Origin of the sequence: Gluconacetobacter diazotrophicus PA1 5 (genome assembly GCF_000021325.1) — a bacterium.
GTDB lineage: Bacteria > Pseudomonadota > Alphaproteobacteria > Acetobacterales > Acetobacteraceae > Gluconacetobacter > Gluconacetobacter diazotrophicus.
This window is the reverse complement of sequence record NC_011365.1, coordinates 2240938-2257524: the sequence shown is the minus strand read 5'-3', so window position 1 is coordinate 2257524 and position 16587 is coordinate 2240938. Positions and strand designations below refer to the sequence as shown.

The 16587-nt window shown below is 67.8% G+C and carries 18 protein-coding genes and 1 tRNA gene; 9 read left to right on the top strand and 10 right to left on the bottom strand.

The window, feature by feature from the left end; translation table 11 throughout:
* Positions 1-39: 39 nt before the first annotated feature.
* The 3 genes from GDIA_RS10265 to GDIA_RS10255 are packed head-to-tail and all read left to right on the top strand — an operon-like array spanning position 40 to position 1788.
* Entirely contained in the window at positions 40-402 is a 363-nt protein-coding gene (locus GDIA_RS10265) for a LapA family protein (RefSeq protein ID WP_012554098.1), read from the top strand.
* Positions 399-1106 (top strand): orotidine-5'-phosphate decarboxylase, encoded by a 708-nt coding sequence (pyrF, locus tag GDIA_RS10260; RefSeq protein ID WP_012554097.1) that lies wholly within the window; start codon positions 399-401, stop codon positions 1104-1106. Before GDIA_RS10265 ends, pyrF begins: the two co-directional genes overlap by 4 nt.
* Positions 1107-1113: 7 nt before the next feature.
* Positions 1114-1788 carry a phosphoribosylanthranilate isomerase gene (locus tag GDIA_RS10255; protein WP_012554096.1) on the top strand — a complete coding sequence of 225 codons (675 nt, stop codon included), beginning with the start codon at positions 1114-1116 and terminating at the stop codon, positions 1786-1788.
* On the opposite strand, the gene GDIA_RS10250 is transcribed toward GDIA_RS10255, so the two are convergent.
* Together GDIA_RS10250 and GDIA_RS10245 are read right to left on the bottom strand one after the other, a co-directional pair.
* A complete protein-coding gene (locus GDIA_RS10250; RefSeq protein WP_012554095.1) occupies positions 1773-2165 on the bottom strand; it encodes a hypothetical protein in 393 nt (130 codons plus the stop codon). The two genes, GDIA_RS10255 and GDIA_RS10250, sit on opposite strands and share 16 nt — an antisense overlap.
* Before the next feature lie 198 nt (positions 2166-2363).
* Positions 2364-2825: a DciA family protein gene (locus GDIA_RS10245; RefSeq protein ID WP_012554094.1), complete on the bottom strand. Its 462-nt coding sequence runs from the start codon at positions 2823-2825 to the stop codon at positions 2364-2366.
* Positions 2826-2834: 9 nt separating this feature from the next.
* Between GDIA_RS10245 and mutY the strand changes: the two genes are divergently transcribed.
* From mutY to hemH, 3 genes are all read left to right on the top strand, one after another.
* On the top strand, positions 2835-3899 hold the full coding sequence (gene mutY / locus GDIA_RS10240; RefSeq protein ID WP_012554093.1) for an A/G-specific adenine glycosylase: 1065 nt from the start codon (positions 2835-2837) through the stop codon (positions 3897-3899).
* 123 nt (positions 3900-4022) lie between these two features.
* Positions 4023-4166, top strand: a complete 144-nt coding sequence (locus GDIA_RS19365; RefSeq protein ID WP_162013723.1) for a hypothetical protein — start codon at positions 4023-4025, stop codon at positions 4164-4166.
* 64 nt (positions 4167-4230) lie between these two features.
* Complete coding sequence (gene hemH / locus GDIA_RS10235; RefSeq protein WP_012554091.1) at positions 4231-5259, top strand: ferrochelatase; 1029 nt, start codon at positions 4231-4233, stop codon at positions 5257-5259.
* Positions 5260-5298: 39 nt separating this feature from the next.
* On the opposite strand, the gene GDIA_RS10230 is transcribed toward hemH, so the two are convergent.
* The 4 genes from GDIA_RS10230 to ppdK form a co-directional block, all read right to left on the bottom strand.
* A complete protein-coding gene (locus GDIA_RS10230; RefSeq protein WP_012224567.1) occupies positions 5299-5658 on the bottom strand; it encodes a hypothetical protein in 360 nt (119 codons plus the stop codon).
* Between the two features lie 97 nt (positions 5659-5755).
* Positions 5756-6223 (bottom strand): hypothetical protein, encoded by a 468-nt coding sequence (locus tag GDIA_RS10225; RefSeq protein ID WP_012554090.1) that lies wholly within the window; start codon positions 6221-6223, stop codon positions 5756-5758.
* A 116-nt stretch (positions 6224-6339) separates the two neighbouring features.
* Positions 6340-7188 (bottom strand): pyruvate, water dikinase regulatory protein, encoded by an 849-nt coding sequence (locus tag GDIA_RS10220; RefSeq protein ID WP_012224565.1) that lies wholly within the window; start codon positions 7186-7188, stop codon positions 6340-6342.
* Positions 7189-7303: 115 nt separating this feature from the next.
* A complete protein-coding gene (gene ppdK, locus GDIA_RS10215) occupies positions 7304-9994 on the bottom strand; it encodes a pyruvate, phosphate dikinase (protein WP_012554089.1) in 2691 nt (896 codons plus the stop codon).
* Positions 9995-10242: 248 nt separating this feature from the next.
* On the opposite strand from ppdK, the gene GDIA_RS18610 reads away from it, so the two are divergent.
* Both GDIA_RS18610 and GDIA_RS10205 read left to right on the top strand, forming a co-directional pair.
* Positions 10243-10419: a DUF3311 domain-containing protein gene (locus GDIA_RS18610; protein ID WP_012554088.1), complete on the top strand. Its 177-nt coding sequence runs from the start codon at positions 10243-10245 to the stop codon at positions 10417-10419.
* Positions 10416-11918, top strand: coding sequence for a sodium:solute symporter family protein (locus GDIA_RS10205; RefSeq protein WP_012554087.1), 1503 nt, complete (start codon positions 10416-10418; stop codon positions 11916-11918). Before GDIA_RS18610 ends, GDIA_RS10205 begins: the two co-directional genes overlap by 4 nt.
* Here the strand turns inward: GDIA_RS10205 and GDIA_RS10200 are convergent.
* On the bottom strand, positions 11875-12999 hold the full coding sequence (locus GDIA_RS10200; RefSeq protein ID WP_012554086.1) for a glycosyltransferase family 61 protein: 1125 nt from the start codon (positions 12997-12999) through the stop codon (positions 11875-11877). The two genes, GDIA_RS10205 and GDIA_RS10200, sit on opposite strands and share 44 nt — an antisense overlap.
* 512 nt (positions 13000-13511) lie before the next feature.
* Here GDIA_RS10200 and GDIA_RS10190 point away from each other — a divergent pair.
* Positions 13512-14354: a helix-turn-helix transcriptional regulator gene (locus tag GDIA_RS10190; RefSeq protein ID WP_012554084.1), complete on the top strand. Its 843-nt coding sequence runs from the start codon at positions 13512-13514 to the stop codon at positions 14352-14354.
* Positions 14355-14446: 92 nt separating this feature from the next.
* On the opposite strand, the gene GDIA_RS10185 is transcribed toward GDIA_RS10190, so the two are convergent.
* The 3 genes from GDIA_RS10185 to GDIA_RS10175 form a co-directional block, all read right to left on the bottom strand.
* A tRNA-Pro gene (locus GDIA_RS10185) sits at positions 14447-14523 on the bottom strand.
* Positions 14524-14616: 93 nt separating this feature from the next.
* Entirely contained in the window at positions 14617-15198 is a 582-nt protein-coding gene (locus GDIA_RS10180; RefSeq protein WP_012224556.1) for an LOG family protein, read from the bottom strand.
* A gap of 33 nt (positions 15199-15231) precedes the next feature.
* A complete protein-coding gene (locus tag GDIA_RS10175; RefSeq protein WP_043458872.1) occupies positions 15232-16446 on the bottom strand; it encodes an MFS transporter in 1215 nt (404 codons plus the stop codon).
* Between the last annotated feature and the right edge of the window lie 141 nt (positions 16447-16587).

Below are 16587 nucleotides of genomic sequence, written 5' to 3'. Positions count from 1 at the left end.
TCCTTGCCGCCCGTCATGCGAAACTGTAGGACGCAGCACATGGTCCGTCTCCTTGTCACCCTTCCCTTCCTGCTGATCCTGATCATCTTCAGCGCCTGCAACCAGGAACCGATCCAGATCTGGTTCCTCGACTGGGGCTGGAAATCGTCGGTCGGCGTGCTGACGCTGATCGTCGCCGCGTTCTTCTTCATCCTGGGGGCGGTGTCGGTCTGGTTTGCCGAACTGCGCCAGCGCGGCCGCGCCCGCCGGGCGGAACAGCAGGTCCGCACGCTGGAAGAGCAGATCGCGGAACTGCGACGCCAGCAGGCCGAGACCCTGATGCCGCCGCCGGCATCCGGCGGCCTGGTCGGGCTGGAACCCGCCGCACCGGCCCCGGTGCAGCGCGACGTGCCACTGTCATGAGCGCGCGCCGCACCCGCCTGATCGTGGCGCTGGACACCAAGGACGCCGCGCAGGCCGCCCGCTGGCGCGACCAGACCGCCGCCAGCGCCGACGCGGTGAAGCTGGGGCTGGAATTCACCTACGCATGCGGGCTGGATGCGGTACGCCAGGTCGCGGGTCCGCGCAGCCTGTTCCTGGACCTGAAGCTGCACGACATTCCCAACACCGTGGCCTCGGCCATCGGCAGCCTGGCGGCGACGCGCCCGGCGATGCTGACGATCCATGCCATGGGGGGTGCCGCGATGATCGCGGCGGCGCGCCAGGCCGTGGACCGGGCCTTCCCGCCCGAGGCGCGGCCGCTGCTGCTGGCGGTCACGGTGCTGACCAGCATGGACGCGGATGCGCTGCATGGGATCGGCATCGCCGACGATCCATGCCGGCAGGTGCTGCGGCTGGGCGCGCTGGCCATGGAATCGGGGGCGGACGGGCTGGTCTGCTCGCCGCGTGAAATCGCCCCGTTGCGCGACCGGCTGGGCGGGCGGGCGGTGCTGGTCGTGCCCGGCATCCGCCCCGAGGGCGCGGCGATGGGCGACCAGAAGCGGGTGATGACCCCGGCCGAGGCCAGCCGCGCCGGCGCCGACTGGATCGTGGTCGGCCGGCCGATCACCACCGCCGCCGACCCGGCCGCCGCCGCCGCCGCCGTGGCGGCCGAACTGGCCGGCTGACCGCGCCATGCCCCCCCCCGCCGACACGCGGATCGGCGTCAAGATCTGCGGCCTGACCGAGCCCGCCGGGCTGGAGGCCGCCGTCACGCACGGGGCCGACTGGATCGGGTTCGTCTTCTTCGCGCGCTCGCCCCGCCACGTCACCCCGGCGCAGGCCGCGTCGCTGATCGCGCGCGTGCCGCAGGCAGGGCCACGGCGGATCGGCCTGTTCGTCGAACCGACGGACGCCCAGATCACGGCCGCGCTGGACGCGGCGGCGCTGGACGGATTGCAGGTCTATGCCGCCGAGGAGCGGGCCCTGGAAATCCGCCGGCATTTCGGCCTGCCGGTCTGGCATGCGCGCGGTGTCGCCACGGCGCCCGACCTACCGTCACGCAGTCCGCTCGACGGGCTGGTGATCGAATCGCGCCCGCCTGCGGGGTCCGACCGGCCGGGGGGAAACGCCCATCCGATCGACTGGACCATCACGCGCGGCTGGACCGCCCCGGTGCCCTGGATGCTGGCCGGCGGCCTTGCGCCCGACACCGTCGCCCGGGCAATCGCACAGAGCGGCGCTCGGGCGGTGGATGTGTCATCCGGCGTCGAAAGCGCGCCGGGCCTGAAGGATCCAGGCCTGATCGCACGCTTTATCCGGGCCGCCCGGGGCGGACATAACCAGGATGGGGATTACCAGCCCCGATAGTACGGATAACCGTATGCCGGATAGGCGGGATAGGCAGGGTACGCGGGATAGACAGGATAGGCGGGATATCCGTAGGCAGGATATCTATAGGGCGGGTAGCGATAGCGATATCCCCCGTAATATGGCGCCGCGACCGCTGCCCCGGCCAAGACGCCGACGCCAAAGCCACCCCAGCCCCAGCCCCAGCCCGGCCCCCAGCCGCCACGCCAGCCGGGTCCCCATCCGCCATGCCAGCCAGGCCCCCATCCGCCGCGCCAGCCCCAGCCGCCGCCCCAGCCACGGCCGCCCCAGGCCATGGCCGGCGTCGGGGTCAGCGTGGTGGACAGCGTACTGGCCACCCCCAGCGACAGGGCCAGCAGAAAAGCCATCTTGCGCATCGGAATACTCCCTGTTCAGCAAGAACCGATCATATTTCGGCAGGACACCCGGCCAGGAAATCCCCATCCGGCATGCACAATCGCGAGATTACAGCCATCGGCGCCCCGTCGTCATGCGGCGAAAATAGAACCCCGATCCCGGCCTTTTTGTGGCATCCCTGTACCGATAAGTGAAGATATCGAACGCGAAAAGCCACTTCACGTCCGGCGGGCACGTTCGCGCACCCGCGCGCCCAGCGCCCCCAGCGCATCCTTCAGCGGGCCGTCCGGCATGTCGGGGATCGGCAGGGGCGGGGGTGGGTCGCGGCGCGCGGGCCGGGGCGGCGGCGGCGCGCCGGGCACCATGTCCTGCACCAGCTTCAGCGACCGCACCGCGTCACGGCCGCAGGCGCGGTTGATCCGCGCGATCAGTTCCGGGGCCAGATGCTGCAGTTCCATCGCCACCGGTCCGGCGCAGCCCAGCGTCAGCACCCCGGCCGACAGCCGGCGCGGCACGGTGCAGCGGGCCAGGTCCGGCCCCACGATGTCGGCCCAGTCCGCCATGATCTGCGCCGCGGCGGGCGATTGCCGGCGGAAGGCGGGGCGGGTGACGGCCGGCATCAGCGCCCCCAGGCTGCGCATCCACAGGGCGCGCTTGCCGTCGGTTCCATCCTTCGTCATAAGCGGCCCGTGCCCCCTTCATCCGCCGACCTGCTGCATTGGTACGACCGCCACCGGCGAACCCTGCCCTGGCGGGCCCTGCCCGGCCACAGCGCCGATCCCTACCATGTCTGGCTGAGCGAAATCATGCTGCAGCAGACGACGGTCACGGCGGTCATCCCCTATTATCGCCGATTCCTGGACCGGTTTCCCACTGTCGTGGACCTGGCGCAGGCCGATTCCGACACCGTCATGGCCGCCTGGGCCGGTCTGGGCTATTACGCCCGGGCGCGCAACCTGCATGACTGCGCGCGGGTGGTGGCGGCGGCCGGCCGCTTTCCCGACGACATGCCGAGGCTGCTGGCCCTGCCGGGGGTGGGGGCCTATACCGCCGCCGCCATCGCCGCCATCGCCTTCGGCCGGCCGGTGGTCCCGGTGGACGGCAATGTGGAGCGCGTGACCAGCCGGCTGTTCGCCCTGTCCGACCCGCTGCCGGGCGCCCGCAAATCCATCGCCCGCCAGGCGGCCACCCTGAACCATTCCGCCGAGGCGCAGGCGCGGCCGTCCGATTTCGCGCAGGCGCTGTTCGACCTGGGCGCCGGGGTCTGCACGCCGCGAAGCCCGGCCTGCGCCCTGTGTCCATGGCGGGAGGCCTGCGCCGGGTTCCGCCAGGGCATCGCGGCGAACCTGCCCGTCAAGGCGCCCCGCGCGACGAAGCCGGTGCGCTACGGCGCGCATTTCCACGTCACCGACGCGGCCGGCCACATCCTGCTGCGCCGCCGGGCGGCGAAGGGATTGCTGGGCGGCATGCTGGAACTGCCGGGGACCGACTGGCGCGCCGCCCCCTGGACGCCGGCCGAGGCCCTGGCCCATGCCCCCCTGGCGGCATCCTGGCAGGCGGCCGGGCGGGTGACGCATGTCTTCACCCATTTCACCCTGCATGTGGACCTGTATGACGCGGCGGTGGGGCACTTCCCCAACAGCGCGGCGCGGGCGGGCGGCCTGGCCTTCGCCGGGCAGGCCCTGGACGGGCTGGCCCTGCCGTCGCTGATGCGCAAATGCCTGGCCGCGATCCGTCCCGCCATGACGGCATGACAGGCCGGGTTCCATCATCATTCTGTCATTTTTTCGTTGACGCGGGCCGAACCGGCGCGGTTGAGTGACTGCAACGGCCTGGATGACCGACCGTAGGGTCAGGTCCCGGCCGGGATGGAGAGCATGATGACGATCATCGCCGCGTTTCTGTCGTCCCCCCTGCCGGTCGTGGGCCTGTCCATGCTGATGGTCTGTGCCGCCACGCTGCATGCGGGGTGTGGAATGCCGGCGGCGGTGCCGGTCCGGGTCCGCCGCACCCGCCGCTAGGTTCGGTTTCGGACCACGAACGGCTCTTTGCAGGATGGGCGTCATCCTGTAGCGTTCCGGGCCGATGACCTTCCTGACCATTCGCCCGGCTAAGCCGATCGCCCCGTCCCGTATCGGCGTCCTGCTGACCAATCTGGGCACGCCGGAAGGAACCGGCTATGGCGCCATCCGGCGCTATCTTTCCGAATTCCTGTCCGACCGCCGCATCATCGAGGTCAGTCCCGCCCTGTGGCAGCCGATCCTGCAGGGACCGCTGCTGGCCCTGCGCCCCAGGCGGACCGGGGCGGCCTATCGGCGCATCTGGCATACCGAGCGGGACGAGAGCCCGCTGCGCACCCATACAAGGGCCCAGGCCGAGGCCCTGGCCGCGCGCATGGAACCGGACGGCGTGGCGGTGGAATGGGCCATGCGCTACGGCACCCCGTCGATCGCATCGGGCATCGAACGGCTGCTGGCCCGGGGCTGCGCGCGGGTGCTGCTGCTGCCGCTTTATCCGCAATACAGCGCCACGACGACGGCCACGGCCAACGACCATGCCTTTCGCGCGCTGATGCGGCTGCGCAACCAGCCGGCGGTCCGCACCGCGCCGTCCTTCCCCGACCATCCGCTCTATATCGAAGCCCTGGCCCGGTCGGTGCGCGAGACGCTGGCCGGCCTGCCCTTCGTGCCGCAACGGATCGTGGCGTCGTTCCATGGCCTGCCGCGCGATTATGTCACGCGCGGCGACCCGTATCCCGAGGAATGCGAGCGCACGCTGGCGGCGCTGCGCCGGGCGCTGGACATGGACGAGGAGACGATGACGCTGACCTATCAGTCGCGCTTCGGCCCCGCCCGATGGCTGGAACCCTATACCGCGCCGCTGGTCGCCGGATTGCCCGCCCGGGGCGTCACGCGTGTCGCCGTCATCATGCCGGGCTTCATGGCCGACTGCATCGAGACGCTGGACGAGATCGGCAACGAGGTCCGGAAGGACTTCATTGCCGCCGGCGGAACCGATTTCGCGCTGGTTCCCTGCCTGAACGCGGCGCCGGCCGCCATTGACCTGCTGGAAGGCCTGACGCGCCGGGAACTGGCGGGATGGTTGAAGGATTGAAGCGGGCGGGGACAGAAAGTCCCCGCCCGCTTCACCCGGTCAGTGACCGGCGGCGGCCGGCGGATGTTCGGCGTCCCACAGGGTCGCCTTCTGTTCGTCGGTCTTGCGCTGGCGATAGCGTTCGATCGCGCTGAGATGCGGATCGACCGGATGTTCCTGGTCGTATAGAGCCGCTTTCTGCCGCAGGGTCTTGCGGTATTCGTGACGGGTATACATGCCGGCGGCGCACCCCCCGACGGCCCCGATGACCCCGTGATTGGCCATATGGCCGCCGACCGCGCCGACCGCGCCATATTTCAGACAGCCACCCGGTTCGGCCCGCGCCCCGGTGACGACGCCCGCCGCCAGAAGACCCGCCGTCAGCAGCATCGACAGGCCGCGTGTCTGGATTTTCGCCATTGTTCTTGTCCACTTCCAAATGACGGGGCGGGACGGAACCCTGCGTCCGCCGCGCCCCGATCGTCACTTTGTAACATACTCTGTCATCAGTGCGGCGTCACGGCCGATCGCAGCTTTCGGTCAGCCGGTTGAAGACCCGCCCGCCCGTGCAGGTCACCGTCGGCGACTGCATGTTGGGCGCCCCGTAGGATTGCGGTGGCGGATAGCCCTGGGTCGGGTACGGATAAGGATAGGCCGGCGCACTGTATCCGTAGCCGGCCGGATAGCCGCCATCGCCGTAATCACCATAATACCCGTCATCATACGCACCGTAGGCGCCGGCGCCGATCAGCGCGCCGTACGCCAGGGGCCAGCCCCAGCCCCAGCCCCAGCCGCCGTAATAGCCCCAGCCGGGATAGCCCCAGCCCCAGCCGCCCCAGCCACCGCGATAGCCGCCGCCGCGATATCCGCCCCCCCAGCCGCCACCGTGAAAGCCGCCACCGTGCTGGGCCCATGCCAGGTCGGGACCCGTCGCCATCCCCAGCAGGAATGTCGTCGCCGCCCCAAGCATCAGAAATCGCCGCATGACCAGATCTCCTCCATGTTCATGCCATATAAGCATGGTCCGGGGCCATTTCAGGTTCGCGAGGTATCTATATGTAACAGGATGTAAGGCGATCGGCGGCCGGGCCCTGCCAGGGGTCAGGGAGCCCTTGTCCGTTCCTGCCAGTCGGCCATCAGTTCCATCACCGCCGCCGAGGTTTCCTCGATCGAGCGGCGGCTGACATCGACCAGCGGCCAGCCGTGGCGGACGCACAGGCGCCGTGCCCAGCGGACTTCCTCCTCGACCTGCTCGGGGTCGATATAGGGATTGTCCCGCCGCATCAGCAGGTCCTTTCCCCGGTCGGCCATGATGTCCAGCCGGTGGCGACGGATGCTGATCAGCACGTCCGGGTCGATGGTCAGGCCCACGACCGGGCGCGGCAGGTGCAGCAATTCCCCCGGCAGCGGCAGGTCCGGGATCAGCGGCACGTTCGCCGCCTTCACCCCGCAATTGGCCAGGTAGAACGAGGTCGGCGTCTTCGACGCTCGCGAAATGCCCACCAGCACCACGTCCGCCTGCGCCAGGCCGGCGATTTCCTGACCGTCATCATGGGCCAGCACGAAATGCATGGCGTCGATCCGGCGGAAATAGGCGTCGTCCATCACGTACTGGCCACCCGGCCGGCCGACCGCTTTCTCGCCCAGTTCGTCCTGCAGCACGGCGGTGACGGGGTCCAGCACGTTGGTCAGCCGCACGCCGATATGCGCGCAGCCGACCGTCAGTTCATGCAAAAGGCGCGGATCGACGACCGAGGACAGGACCGGCCCCGGGTCGCGTTCGATCCCTTCCAGCACGCGGCGCAACTGCGCCCGCGTGCGGATCAGGTTCCAGCGGTGATAGGTGATTTCGGCATGGTCGAACTGCGCGACCGAGGCCCGCACGACCGAATCCAGCGTCTGGCCCGTCGCGTCCGAGACCAAGTGCAGAACGATGGAATGCGATGACATGCGGGAAGCGGCTCCGCCTGGAGCAGATCGTGATCAGGTGGAACCACCTGATCACGTGAAGCTGCTCTGAAGACAAAAACCTGGAGTCTGTGATCGGGTAACCCGATCACACGCTCTAGGACGACGCGACCCGGGAGGACGCGACAGGGTCGGCGCGGCCCGCCAGCGCGGCCTGGGCCGCCGCCAGGCGCGCGATCGGCACCCGGAAGGGCGAGCACGACACGTAATCCAGCCCCACGGATTCGAAGAAGCCGATCGAGGCCGGATCGCCGCCATGTTCGCCGCAGACCCCGAGCTTCAGCCCCGGCCGGGTGCGGCGGCCCCGTTCCGCCCCCATGGCGACGAGCTGGCCCACGCCCTCCTGGTCGATCGAGATGAACGGATCACGCGGGATCAGGTCATGTTCCAGGTAGAAGGGCATGAAGGTGCCGGAATCGTCGCGCGACAGGCCGAAGGTCGTCTGCGTCAGGTCGTTGGTGCCGAACGAGAAGAAATCGGCGTCCTGCGCGATGCGGTCGGCCGTCAGCGCGGCGCGGGGCAGTTCGATCATCGTGCCGATGCTGAAATCCAGCGACACGCCGGCCGCTTCCAGGGCTTCGGCCGCCGCCTGTTCGACGGTGGCGCGGGTGCGGCGCAGTTCGCTGTCCATCCCCACCAGCGGAATCATGATTTCCGGAACCACCGGCTGCCCGCTTTCGGCGGACACGGCGATCGCGGCCTCGATGATCGCGCGGGCCTGCATGGCGTAGAGTTCCGGATAGGTCAGGCCCAGCCGGCAGCCGCGATGGCCCAGCATCGGATTGGCTTCCGACAGCGCGGCCCGGCGCGCCGCCACGGCCTCGGGGCTTTCGCCCAGCGCGGCGGCCAGTTCGGCCAGTTCGGCCTCGCCATGCGGCAGGAATTCGTGCAGCGGCGGGTCCAGCAGGCGGATCGTCACCGGCAGGCCCGCCATGATGCGGAACAGCGCCTTGAAATCCTCGCGCTGGAACGGCAGCAGGGCGTCGATCGCCCGGATGCGCGCGGCCGCGTCGCCGGCCATGATCATCTGCCGCATGAAGCCGATGCGGTCGGGGGCGAAGAACATGTGCTCGGTCCGGCACAGGCCGATCCCCTCGGCGCCGAAATGCCGGGCGGTCCGCGCATCGTCGGGCGTTTCGGCGTTGGCGCGGACCTTCATCCGGCGCACGCTGTCCGCCCAGCCCATCAGGGTCGAGAAATCGCCCGACAGAGTCGGCTCGATGGTCGCGACCCGGCCGGCGAAGACCTCGCCCGTCGCGCCGTCCAGGGTGATCCAGTCGCCTTCATGCAGCATCGTCGCACCGACCGACAGCGTCCGCGCCCGGTAATCGACATGGATTCCGCCGGCACCGGCCACGCAGACCCGCCCCATGCCGCGCGCCACCACGGCGGCGTGCGAGGTCATGCCGCCGCGCGTGGTCAGCACGCCGCGCGCGGCGTGCATGCCGTGCACGTCCTCGGGCGACGTCTCGATACGGACCAGGATGACGTCCTCGCCCCGCGCGGCGCGGATTTCCACGTCCTCGGCGCTGAACACGATGGCGCCCGCCGCCGCCCCGGGCGAGGCCGGCAGCCCCCGGCTGAGCATGGTGCGCGGCGCGTCCGGGTCCAGCGTCGGATGCAGCAGCTGGTCGAGCGACGAGGGCGGGACGCGGCGGATCGCTTCCTCGTGCGTGATCAGGCCTTCCTCGGCCATCGCGATGGCGATGCGCAGGGCGGCGGCGGCCGTCCGCTTGCCGGTGCGGGTCTGGAGCATGTACAGGCGGTTGTTCTGAACGGTGAATTCGATGTCCTGCATGTCGCGGTAATGGCGTTCCAGGATATCGCGCACCGCCAGCAATTCGCGGTACGCCTCGGGCAGCGCGCGTTCCATCGACAGTTCGCCGTCATGCGCGCGCGCCTGGGACATCGGCTGCGGCGTGCGGATGCCCGCCACCACGTCCTCGCCCTGCGCGTTGATCAGGTATTCGCCGTAGAAGACGTTTTCGCCCGTCGAGGGATCGCGGGTGAAGCAGACGCCGGTCGCGCAGTCCGCGCCCATGTTGCCGAACACCATCGCCTGCACGTTCACCGCCGTGCCCCAGTCGGCGGGAATGTCGTGCAGCCGCCGATAGGTATGGGCGCGCGGGTTCATCCAGGACCCGAACACCGCGCCGATCGCGCCCCACAACTGGGCGTGCGGGTCCGTGGGGAACGGTGCGCCGGTTTCGCGCAGCACGATCTCCTTGTAGCCCGTCACGACCTCCTGCCAGTCCTGGTCGGTCAGCTTCGTGTCGTCCTGCACGCCGGTCGCGCGCTTGGTTTCCTCGATCAGGTCCTCGAACCGATGATGGGACACGCCCAGCACGACCGAGCCGTACATCTGGATGAACCGGCGATAGCTGTCCCAGGCGAAGCGCGCGTCACCCGACGCGGCGGCCAGGCCGGCGACCGTTTCGTCGTTCAGGCCCAGATTCAGCACGGTATCCATCATGCCCGGCATCGACACCCGCGCGCCCGAGCGGACCGAGACCAGCAGGGGCGCAGCCGGATCGCCGAAGCGCAGGCCCAGCGACGCCTCGACCCCGGCCAGCGCGGCTTCGACCTGCGCGCGCAGGTCTTCGGGATAGGCGCGTCCGTTTTCGTAGAACCGGGTGCAGACCTCGGTGGTGATGGTGAAGCCGGGCGGGACGGGCAGGCCGATCGCCGCCATTTCGGCCAGGTTGGCACCCTTGCCGCCCAGAAGGTCGCGCATGCCGGCCCCGCCCTCGTTGGCGGCACCGCCGAAACTATAGACCCATTTCGTCATCGGTATCTCCTTCGCCCCGCCCCATTCTGCGTGAAGCGTGGACTTTCCCCTGGTCCCGGACTGTTGTTTTCGATTGCTTGTCCGGACTCCGCCCCACTTTCTTAGCGAGGCCATGGCGAAATTACGATTCCTTTCCTGCGACATACCCTGTCATGACTGATGGAAGACTCGTTCCGGTTGACAGGCCGTTGGGGATGGGCAACGTCTGGCCCCGCCCCCCGCAATCAACAAGAACAAGGCATACCGGGATGAAAATGCTGCATCTGGTCCTGCTGCTGCCCTTTCTGGGACTGCTGTGGCCGCCCTTCTATGACCGGATCGATCCCGTGCTGCTGGGCTTTCCCTTTTTCTACTGGTACCAGCTTGCCTGGGTCCCGGCGACATCGCTGCTGATCTGGCTGGTCTGGAAGCGGGGCACGCGATGATGGCGGCGCATCCCTCCGGCAGCGTGGCCCCCGGCGGCTTGGCCCCCGGCGGCCTGGCCCTGGTCGTCTTCGTCCTGTTCTTTGCCGCGACCATCCTGCTGGGCAGCAGCGTGTCGTGGTGGCGGGGGCGCGGGACCGCGCCGCATGGTGGCGCGGCCGGGTCCGAGGAATGGGGGCTGGGCGGCCGCCAGTTCGGCACCTGGATCACCTGGTTCCTGGTCGGCGGCGATTTCTATACCGCCTATACCATCATCGCGGTGCCGGCGCTGGTCTACGCCACCGGGGCGTTCGGCTTCTTCGCGCTGCCCTATACCATCATCGTCTATCCGTTCGTGTTCCTGGTCATGCCCGTCCTGTGGCGGATCGCCCATGACGGGCGGCACGCCACGGCGGCGGACATCGTGCGGGCGCGCTTCGGCAGCCGGGCGCTGGAACTGGCCATCGCCGGCAGCGGGCTGGTGGCCGTCATGCCCTATATCGCGCTGCAGCTCATCGGCATCCGCACCGTCATCGCGGCGCTGGGCCTGCCGGGCGAGATCCCGCTGATCGTCGCCTTCGTCTCTCTGGCCGCCTATACGTGGCTGGGGGGCCTGCACGCGCCCGCGCTGACGGCGTTCATCAAGGACATCATGATCTATGTCGCGGTGCTGGCCGCCGTCACGGTCATCCCGCTGCACCTGGGCGGCTATGGCGCGATGTTCGCCAGTGCGGCGCGGCACCTGCCGCACCCGGCGGACGGCCGCGCGCTGGCGGCGGGGCAGGGCGTGCCGTACGCCACGCTGGCACTGTCATCCGCCCTGGCGGCGTTCCTGTATCCGCATACGCTGACCGGCGTGCTGGCCGCCCGGTCGGCCGACACCATCCGCAAGAACGCGGTGATGCTGCCGGCCTATACGCTGCTGCTGGGGCTGATCGCCATGCTGGGACTGATGGCCCATGCGGCGGGCATCGTCACCACCCAGTCGTCATCGGTGGTGCCGCTGCTGTTCCTGACGATCTTTCCCGACTGGTTCAGCGGTTTCTGCTTCGCGGCGGTCGCGGTCGGGGCGCTGGTCCCCGCCGCCGTCATGGCCATCGGCGCCGCCAACCTGGTCACCAGCAACATCGCGCCCGCGTGGCGCCACGACGTGCGCGCCGCGCGCGTCACGGCCCTGGGCGTCAAGCTGGGGGCGCTGGCCTGCGTGCTGTTCCTGAACGCGCAATTCGCCATCGACCTGCAATTGCTGGGCAGCCTGTGGATCCTGCAGACCTTTCCCGCCCTGGTGCTGGGGCTGACACGCATTCGCTTTTCCGCCGCGTCCATGCTGCTGGGCTGGGCGGCGGGCACGGCATTCGGCACCATCGTCTGTTTCCATGACGGGCTGAAACCCACCCATCTGCTGGCGCTGGGCGGGATGCATCTGGCGGTTTCGACCGGATTGCTGGCGCTGCTGGTCAATATCGGCACGGCGGCCATCACGGCAGGGGCGCAGCACCTGCGCCCGGCAAAAGCCCCCTGAGCAGTTCCTCCACCCGCCGAACCACCCTTTCGACGTCGATCCCCTGCCCCCAGGGGGCCATATGGTCCTGTCGCGCCGCCCCGGTCGGGAACAGATCCGCCCAGTATTCCAGGCCGCCGCGCATGGCCATGGCCAGGAAGCACGGGTTGGCGTGATGGTCCGGGACCAGGTCGTAGACCACGGTCCCGGGGCGGCAGAATCCGATATTGGTCATGCCGGCGCCCAGTGGCCCCACCACCATCGACGCGGCCCGGAACAGGTCGATCTGTTCGGCCACCGTCAGGGTTTCGGGCCGGACCGCCAGGAACCCCAGGCCGCGCAGCCGCGCGGCCAGCGCGCCCTCGTTCGGGATGGCACGATGGCCGGCCCCGCCGCGATCGACATACAGGCGCGCGCCATGCGGCCGGACGACGGGAACGGCCGCCGCCAGGCGTGCGAATACCCGCCCGCACAGCCGTGACACCGCGAAGTCGGCCGCCCCGGCGACGATGTTGCAATAGGCGACCCGGTCGATCCGGTATTGCCGCCCCGCCATGATCCGTTCGATCGCGCATCCTCCGGGCCGCAGCATCTGCAGCGTGCGATGCTGCCAGGGCAGAAGCGCCGGCAGCAGCAGCCGTGCCGCGCCGCCATCCGGCAGGTCCGACGCGGCGGCGATCACCGGCAGGCCATGCGCCATCCAGTGATAGTAATTGCCCGGCCAATGATCGCTGCACGGAACCATTATTCCCCGGCCTGCCAGGCGGTCCGGTCGCGCGCGGGCGGCGACGACCCGGGCCAGCGCGTCCTCCGGCTGCAGGTAGCAGGTCTCGGCGATCAGGCGCCCATCCTTGATCAGCACCCGATGATCGACATCGTAGACGACGTCGCGCAGGTCATGAACCGTCACCGTGACCGGCGTACTCGTCCAGTCCAGGAAGGGATTCGCCCCCCGCCCGCGCATCGCGCCGCCGGCGAAGCGGGCGGGCAGGGCCGGACAGGTTTCCAGGATGGTGACGCCGTCCGCGACCGCCGCGATCCCGACCCGGTCCGGGCCGGACCGCGCCACCCGGCGAGCGCGTTGCAGGAAAGAGGGAAACATGGTCGCGTTGCGCGCTCCGTGCCGTACGACGGCAGCATCGGCGGCTGTCATTGAGATTTTCTTAAGGTCCGGGACCGATACAACCACCCGGGCAACCTGTTGCCTGCAAGACGCGGCCGTCCATTCTTTTACCGTTATTGTAGATAATGAACAGATACCATAGTACAATAGTCTACCCCCATCGGACCTGTGGACAGACGGGCCGCGTTCGACAAAGAAAATTTCCGGATTCCCTGACAGGCGCGAAAATGTTGCAGAAGTCGTTAAACAAAATAGTGGAAGACATATATTCTTCCGCCATGAATCGGGAAAACTGGACGAAGACTCTTATTACGCTTGCCGAGTTTCTCGACTACAAGGGGCTGGCGATCGCCCCACTGGACAAAAAAGAGAAAAATCTGAGATTCAGTTCCAGCGTTGATAAAAAATCGGACCAGTAATATTATGATTATTATTTCAAAATAGATCCGATAGCGAATTCCGACCTGAGTTTGCGCAGGAAAAAAGCTTTTGTGCGGGATATCGACATCCTGTCACCCGATGAAATAAGAAATTCTCCCTATTACGTCGATTTTTTGAATAAGTACGGTTGTTCGTATAGCGAAAGGTACTACACCTTCGCAAAAGACATCGAATACGTCCTGGCCGGACAAAGAAGCCTGAATTACCTGCAAAAAGAACAGAAAACATCAAGCGTAGACATTGAATTCTTTTCGGGCCATATTACAAATTCCCTGCTCCTGGCAAAGAATTTTGACTCCTTTTCTTCTATCAGGGATCAGCTTTCCCTTATCTATGACAGAATGAATTTTGGGGTCTGTCTGGTATCCGATACGGGACACGTTCTTTTCGTAAATGGACATATCAGAAAAACCATTAACGACCTCTTCCGAATCGTCGACAATCGATTAGTCTTCTTTTCGTCCCACAATCAGAAATCATGGGAAAAGCTGGTCTCTCGTCCCCAACAGGACATTCTGGAGACGCAACCTACCGGCATTACGGCGTTCAATCGTTCCAACGGGCAGAAAATCCTGGCCCGTCAGATGACGTTGCCGGACATCGTGATCGATCATCTGGGGGTTGGAAACCGCTGCAAGATGACCTTTTTCTACGATCTGGTTCCGCCCGTCACGGATATCGTTGAATTACTGAAGGAATTAGGTCTTTCCCTATCCGAGGCGCGCCTGGTCCAGACGATGGGAGAGACGGGCTCGCTCAAGGAGAGCGCCCTGAAACTCGGAATTTCCTACGAAAATTCCCGCTCGTCCCTGAAGACCGTGTTTTCGAAACTGAATATCAAGAATCAGCACGAACTGGCGGCTATCGTCACCCAGCTGTCGCTTATTGCCTGACCGGCCGCCCCAGGCCGCCCATGCCGAAGGCCGCGCCCGTTCGTCATGAAAACGAACCGGCGCAGCCTTCGGGGCGAATGTCTTGAAAAAGCTGGTCGGAGTGAGAGGATTCGAACCTCCGGCCCCTGCGTCCCGAACACAGTGCTCTACCAGGCTGAGCTACACTCCGAACTTGAGTGGGGGCTATACATCCCCTCCCCGCACTCCGCAAGACCCCCCGGCCAACTATCGGCGCGGGGGCGCTGTTTTTGTCATCTGAGTGTCACAGGCGGCTGACATCCTCGGTGGCGGGGCCACGGACCGTGGTGCGCAGACGGTCCATCGTGGTCGCGACGTCGGGCACGACCTCGAACAGGTTCAGGGCGGCGTCCTCGGCGAAGCCGTTCTGCACGGCGGCGTGCAGCATCGCCAGCATCGGGTCGGCCCAGCCCGCGACATTGACGACGAAGATCGGCTTGTCGTGCAGTTTCAACTGCCGCCAGGTCAGGATCTCCATCGTCTCGTCGAACGTGCCCAGGCCGCCGGGCAGCACGACGAAGGCATCGGCCCGCGCGAACATCAGCTGCTTGCGGCTGTGCATCGAATCCGTGACCGTCAGGTCGGTCACGCCGTCATGCATGACCTCGCGCGCCTGCAGGAAGGTCGGGATCACGCCCGAGACGAGGCCCCCCGCCGCCAGCGTGGCATCCGCGACCGCGCCCATCAGCCCGACATCGCCGCCGCCATAGACCAGCCGCATGCCCGCCTGGCCCAGGCTGGTGCCCATTTCACGCGCCGTCGCCAGGAAATCGGGACGGGCCCCGAAACGCGACCCACAGAACACAGCGACGGCAGCAACGGACATGAATCCTCATCCTTCTGGGCGTGACATGCGGCGTCAGGGGGTGCCTCGGCGCGCGCCCCCCCGCAGCAGGACAGTGGCACCGACCCCCGCCCCGGTAAACAGGGCCGAGGCCAGAAACATCGGCCCATAGCCCAGGCTGTTGATCACCAGCCCCAGCATCGGGCCCGATATGCCGATGCCGATATCGAGGAAGACGCTGAACGCCCCCAGCGCGGCGCCGCGATTCTGCGGGCCGGCCCGCGTCACGGCCTCGACCCCCAGTGCGGGGAAGACCAGCGAGAAGCCGGCGCCGGTCAGCGCGGCGCCCAGGTCGGCCGCGGGCACCCCGCTGCTGCGCCACAGGATCAGCAGGCCCGCGACCTCGACCAGCAGCGAGACGATGGCTACGGTCCGGCCGCCGCGCAGGCCGATCTGGCGCGAGAAGAGCAGCCGCACCATCACGAAGACCACGCCGAACATCATCAGCGCCAGCGCCGCCCCGTCCCAGTGCCGGTCGGCGAAATACAGCGACAGGCAGGCCGAGATCGCCCCGAACCCCACCGAACCGCACGCCAGCACGATGCCGTAGGGCAGGACCCGCCAGAACACCTGGCTGAACGGCATGGTCTCGCCCTTGGTCATCGGCGGCACCGGGGCGTACCGCGTGGCCAGGACCAGCCCCGCCGCCGGCAGCACCGCCGACAGCAGCCCGACCCCTGCCAGCCCGCCCATCGGCGGGGCAAGCTGCGACAGCAGCGCCCCCACCGGCGCGCCGAAGGCGATGCCGCCATACGAGGTGATGCCGTTCCACGAAATCACCTGCGCCGTGCGTTCGGCGCCGACCCGGCCGATATTCCACAGGATGGCGCCCGTCGCGGTCCAGCTTTCGCCCACACCCATCAGGATACGGCTGGTGATCAGCAGCAGGACCGACGGTACCGCGTGGCCGGACAGCAGGCCCGCCAGCATCAGCGCCACCCCGGCCGCGACGCAGGTGGCCAGCCCGATCATCACCGCCGGCTTGGCCCCCCGCCCGTCGACGAACCGGCCGGCCTGCGCGCGCGAGGCGAAGGTGGCCAGATATTGCAGCGACACCGCCAGCCCGGCGACGACAGTGTTGTACCCCAGCGTGCCATGGACGAAGACCGGTATGACCGCCAGCGGCAGGCCGATATCGACGTAGCAGATCAGGTTGAACAGGACGACGGCCAGGATCCGCAGCGTGGGATTGGCCGCAGGGTGGGCCGGGCCGGGCCGCGAGGACGTCATGGCGAGGGGGGAACTCCGTTCTTTTTCAGGCATCATAGGGGTGCCCTTCGCCATTCGCCAAGCGGGCGAAGGGGCGGCAGGGCCGTCACGACCGCGCGAGATGCGGACGGAATGTTGACGCCGCCACCCACCCGCACGCCA